Here is a 5,721-nt window from a genome sequence, read left to right as displayed (position 1 = left end):
ACAGAACGGTGAGGTTTCTTTTGAAGCTGAAGCAGAAAAGTATCTTAAGGTAAACAATCTGTCATTTGAGGGCAGACCTTCTGATCTGGCATTTACAACTCATATCTGCAGAGGTAATTATCATTCAACCTATGCTTGTACTGGTCCATATGACAGAGTTGCTCCATTTGTATTTGCAAAGGAGAATGTTGATGCTTTCTATCTGGAGTTTGATGATGAACGTTCAGGTGGTTTTGAACCATTAAAGTATATTCCAAAGGATAAGAAAGTTGTTCTAGGTCTTATTACATCAAAGAGAGCAGATCTTGAAGACAAGGAATATATAAAGCAGAGACTAAAGCAGGCTTCAGAGTATATTTCTCTTGATAGAGTATCTCTATCTCCACAGTGCGGTTTTGCTTCATGTGAAATCGGAAACAAGCTTGTAGATCAGGATCAGTGGAACAAGCTAGCTCTTGTAAAAGAGATTGCATCTGAAGCACTATAAGATTAAATCTATATAAAAGTATATTTCATAAGGAGTGGATAATTATATTAAGTGGTGTTCATTCAAGGAGAGCAATGCTCTCCTTTTTTTGAATTATGCGAGATATCCTAATATTGCAAGGTATGGTACAAATACTATTATAAAAAATGAAATAACGTGCCAGTCAAATCAACCTTTGCCATGACAAAATTCCGTTAGATGCATATTATTGAATACCGAGAAAGAACAAATCCAAAAGTTGAAAGTGATGAAGCATCAGGTGTAGAAATTATTGGCCTCAGATCTACTGCACATATCAAGCAACATATACTATGTGAACTTTTCCTTTGAATGTTTCAAGATAAATCCCACCAATCATCGTAGATGCAATGTTGTCAATAAAGGAACTTATTGCAAACACCAAAAGCTGTTGAATCATGCCATAAAGATAATTGTTTGTAAGATATATTTGTAGAATTTTGGGAACTTCTGGTTTTTTAGAGGAACAAAAAGAATTGCAAAGATTCATATGTCAAAAAAAATCATCTTTCTGTCCTATTTTTTCTTAGAGGCAGTTTTGCTATTTCAAGATAAATAAAATCATATCCTTTGTCTTCTTGTGTTTGTAATTTTTGCTGAAATAAGCGAAAATAGCACGCAGTTTTATACACAAGAAAAATATTAAAATGGCTGATAAGAATATACTTAATGAAATAAGCAAACGTAGAACATTTGCTATTATTTCCCATCCGGATGCTGGTAAGACAACTATTACTGAAAAGGTTCTCTTATTCGGTTCAGTTATCCAAAGAGCAGGTGAAGTTAAGGCTAGAGGTTCAACTGGAACCTTTGCAAAGTCAGACTTTATGGATATGGAAAAAGAGCGTGGTATTTCTGTATCCACCTCTGTAATGCAGTTTCCATACAATAACTGTGTAGTTAACCTGTTAGATACACCAGGTCACGAGGACTTCTCTGAAGATACCTACCGCGTGCTTACAGCAGTAGACTCATGTCTGATGGTTATTGATGCTGCAAAGGGTGTTGAGGAAAGAACCAGAAAGCTGATGGAGGTTACCCGTTTACGAACAACCCCAATCCTGACTTTCATGAATAAGCTCGATAGAGAAACCCGTGACCCACTTGATCTTATGGATGAGGTTGAGACAGAGCTGGATATTATGTGTGCTCCTATTACCTGGCCTATCGGTGCAGGTAAATCTTTCAAGGGAATCTATCATATCTTAAGAGATGAGGTTCTTTTATATCATTCAGGTGAAGGTTATCATATTCAGAAAGCCCAGTGCATCAAGGGCATAGATAACCCAGAGCTTGATACTGTGCTTGGTGAAGATGCCGCAGCAAAGCTACGTGAAGATATCGAGCTTGTTCAGGGAGCTTCAAATGAGTTTGATCTTGAGCTTTTCTTGCAGGGTAAACTGACACCTGTCTTCTTCGGTACTGCTTTAGGTAACTTCGGTGTTGACTGCATGCTAGATGGTCTGACACAGTGGGCTCCATCTCCTCTATCAAGAGTTGCTGATGAGCGTGAGGTTGTAGCTTCAGAAGATAAACTTACAGGCTTTATCTTCAAGATTCAGGCTAACATGGATCCTAAGCACCATGACCGTATTGCTTTCATGCGTATCGTATCAGGCTCATACCATAAGGGTATGAAACTGTACAATGTAAGATTAGGCCGTGAGATGATTGTTTCAGATGCTGTTACATTCCTTGCTGGTGAAAGAGAGCAGGCTACAACTGCTGTTGCAGGTGACATCATAGGTCTTCACAATCATGGTACCATGAGAATCGGTGACACCTTCTCTGAGGGGGAAAAGGTTCATTTCAACGGTATTCCAAACTTTGCTCCAGAACTGTTCAGAAGAATTCATCTAAACGATCCTTTAAAACAGAAACAGCTGTTAAAAGGATTAATGCAGTTATCTGAAGAAGGTGCTGTACAGGTTTTCAGACCTGTTATCAACAACGATCTTATCGTAGGTGCAGTAGGTGTTCTGCAGTTTGACGTTGTTGTATCAAGATTAAAGCATGAATATAACGTTGATGCTAAGTATGAGGCTGTTGCAGTAAGCACTGCCCGCTGGCTGACATCTGATGATCCAAAGGCTCTTGAAGAAATTCAGAACAAGGTTCCTCAGTCAATTGCTCTTGATGGCGGTGACAATCTTACCTTCCTTGCAACATCAAATGTGAACTTGAGCCTGAATCAGGAAAGATATCCTAAGGTTAAGTTCTCAGCAACAAGAGAGCATTAATGCTTATTGATGCTCACATGCATCTTGGGGCACTAAACAGTGCCCTAAAGCTTGTATCATCCCTTAAGGACAGAAATCTTACTATCTTAAGCTCCTCTGTCACCACTAAAGATGTAAAAGAGCAGTTGGATCTTACAAAAGATAACTCTCTGATAAAAATCTTTGCAGGCATCCATCCTTGGTTTTCTGATTCTTACTCTGATTCTGATTCAACTTTAGAAGAAATAATATCTGATCCTAGAATTTCAGGAATTGGTGAGTGTGGTCTTGATAGTTTTTGCTCAGTTCCTTTTGAAATTCAGTTAAAAACCTTTAAAAGACAGCTTACAATGGCCAGTGAATGTTCAAAACCTCTGTGTTTGCATGTAAGAGGCACTCATAATGAAGTGCTTGAGTGTTTAAAAAAATACAAAGGCTTGGTTAAAGGCATTGTTCATGGATTTAACAGTTCTGTTCAGATAGCAAAAGAATATAGAAAACTTGGATTTTATCTATCCTTGGGTCATCAGATTTTAAATCCTTCAAAAAGGTTGCAAGAGGTTATTGACTGTATTGGTCCTGATGGAATTGTTCTTGAGACAGACTATGAAAAAAAGTCTTTATCTGAATATGATTTTGATGCAATAAAATCATATTATCAGAAACTTTGTGAAATAACTCATGTAGAATATGAGTTATTACAGAATATCATTTCAAATAATATAAATTCAATTTTGGAAAACAGCAGATGAGCTTAGTATATATAGTAAAAAAAGATAACTCCTTTGATATTCAGAACGCAAAATCATTAGTTGAAGACATCTGTGGTCTTAAACTTACTGAAGAAAAGATCCTGTCTGAGAATAATCACAAGGCTGCATTATATAAGGCAGATCTTGATGATGCTCATGAGCGCGTAAAGAAGGCTGTAGAGGAAAACAGCTTCGATTTTGATGTATGGGCAAATAAAAACTTCCCAACTTTAAATAAGAAAGGTCAGATCTGTCTTGATATGGATATGACCTCAGTTCAGATTGAAGGTATTGATGAAATTGCTCGTCGTCTAGATGTTTTTGACAAAGTAGCTGAGATTACATCACAGGCTATGCACGGTGGTCTTGATTTTGCTACTTCTCTTACAAAGCGTGTATCAATGCTCAAAGATGGCGATGCTAGTGTAATTGAAGATGTTAAAACTATCATGAAAGAGACTGATGGTCTTGATTATCTTATGAAGACTGCATCAGATAATGGTTTTTATAAGGCTATCTGTTCAGGTGGTTTTGAACAGCTAATCTGCGTTCTTGAAAAGAAATACAACCTTGATGCTGTTTATGCAAATTCTCTTGAAATTGTTGATGGAAAGTTAACAGGAAAAGTTGATAAGAGAATTGTTGATGCAGAGGTAAAGAGAGAAGGTGTTCTTGAGCTTTCTCAAAAGTATGGCATCGAAAAAGAGCAGATTGTCGTTTTAGGCGACGGAGCAAACGATCTTAAAATGATTGATGTTGCAGGTTTAGGTGTTGCCTATCACGCAAAACCATTAGTAAAGCAAAAAGCACCTTTTTCAATCAGCTACTCTGATTTATCAGCAGTTGCATTACTGTTAAAACTTAATTCTTAGAAAATATGGCAAAGTCTAAAAGTATTTATATCTGTTCAGCCTGTGGAGCCCGCTATCCAAGATGGCAGGGTATCTGCTCAGAATGTGGAGAGGCTGCTTCAATTTCTGAGGTAATTGAATCGTCTGCTCCTTCAGCAGGATCAAAAGCTGCCGCAAGAGCTCTCAGCGGTTTTGCAGGAGCAACAGAGAATACTGTATATGACCTGTCAGGTGTTGATCTAACTTCAAAACAGAGAGTTTCAACTGGTTACAGCGAGTTTGACAGAGTTTTAGGTGGAGGCATTGTCGCTGGATCTGTTGTTCTTATTGGTGGTAATCCAGGTGCAGGTAAATCAACACTACTTTTGCAGACTGTAGGAAAACTCTGTCAGTCACATAAAGTTTTATATGTAACTGGCGAGGAGTCTTTGCAGCAGGTTGCAATCAGAGCTAATCGTCTTAAGATAAATTCTAATGGTATAAAGATAGCAGCTCAGACCTCAATAGATCAGATCTGTCAGATGGCAGGAGAGTTAAAACCTGAAGTTTTAATAGTTGATTCTATACAGGTTATGCATGTTGATGGCATAGAATCAGCACCAGGATCTGTCTCTCAGGTTCGTGAAGGCGCTGCAGCATTAACTCAGTTTGCAAAAAAATCCAACATAGCAGTCTTTATGATTGGCCATGTTACAAAGGATGGTACACTGGCAGGTCCTAAGATCCTAGAGCATTGTGTTGACTGCTCAGTGATACTTGAGGCTGGTACTGATATGCGCTATAGAACTTTACGCTGTCAGAAAAACAGATTCGGTGCTGTAAATGAGATCGGTGTATTTGCAATGACAGATTGCGGTCTTGTTGAAGTTAAAAATCCATCAGCAATTTTTTTGAATCGTCAGGAGCAGGTAGCACCAGGCTCTCTTGCAATGGTTACCTGGGAAGGTACAAGACCACTGCTTGTTGAGCTTCAGTCTCTAGTTGATTCTTCTATTTTTAATAACCCAAGGCGTTTGTCATTAGGTACCGATCAGAACAGATTATCTATGATTCTGTCTGTTCTACACCGACATGCAGGCTTTGCTCTTGCAGATCAGGACGTATTTGTGAATATTGTTGGTGGTTTAAAGATTGAAGATACATCAGCTGATGTTCCATTAGTTTTAGCTCTTATATCATCATTTAAAAACAAGCCAATTGATAAAGGTACAATCGCTTTTGGCGAAATTGGATTAACTGGTGAGATTAGACCTGTGGCATATGGCCAGGAAAGAATCAGTGAAGCTGTAAAACAGGGCTTTGTAAAGATCATTGTTCCTTATGACAATGCTCCAAGGAAAAAAGAAAACGGCGTACAGGTTATCACAGTGCGCCGCGTATCAGATCTGTTTAAT

General features: G+C 38.2%; 4 protein-coding genes and 1 pseudogene. All 5 read left to right on the top strand.

All coding sequences use genetic code 11. From position 1 onward, the window contains the following. Positions 1–487 (top strand): annotated as a pseudogene (locus ACJML3_RS08110) (5-methyltetrahydropteroyltriglutamate--homocysteine methyltransferase); the annotation flags it as partial. A 665-nt stretch (positions 488–1,152) separates the two neighbouring features. Further along, on the top strand, positions 1,153–2,745 hold the full coding sequence (gene prfC / locus ACJML3_RS08105) for a peptide chain release factor 3 (RefSeq protein WP_406022219.1): 1,593 nt from the start codon (positions 1,153–1,155) through the stop codon (positions 2,743–2,745). Beyond that, positions 2,745–3,476, top strand: coding sequence for a TatD family hydrolase (locus tag ACJML3_RS08100; protein ID WP_406022217.1), 732 nt, complete (start codon positions 2,745–2,747; stop codon positions 3,474–3,476). Before prfC ends, ACJML3_RS08100 begins: the two co-directional genes overlap by 1 nt. Then, positions 3,473–4,348 (top strand): phosphoserine phosphatase SerB, encoded by an 876-nt coding sequence (gene serB / locus ACJML3_RS08095; RefSeq protein WP_406022215.1) that lies wholly within the window; start codon positions 3,473–3,475, stop codon positions 4,346–4,348. Before ACJML3_RS08100 ends, serB begins: the two co-directional genes overlap by 4 nt. 5 nt (positions 4,349–4,353) lie before the next feature. Then, the coding region (gene radA, locus ACJML3_RS08090) for a DNA repair protein RadA (RefSeq protein WP_406022213.1) at positions 4,354–5,721 on the top strand (1,368 nt) is incomplete at its 3' end.

Origin of the sequence: Succinivibrio sp. (assembly GCF_045124615.1) — a bacterium.
GTDB lineage: Bacteria > Pseudomonadota > Gammaproteobacteria > Enterobacterales > Succinivibrionaceae > Succinivibrio > Succinivibrio faecicola.
The sequence above is the reverse complement of the archived record's forward strand: the minus strand, read 5'-3'. Positions and strand labels throughout refer to the sequence as shown.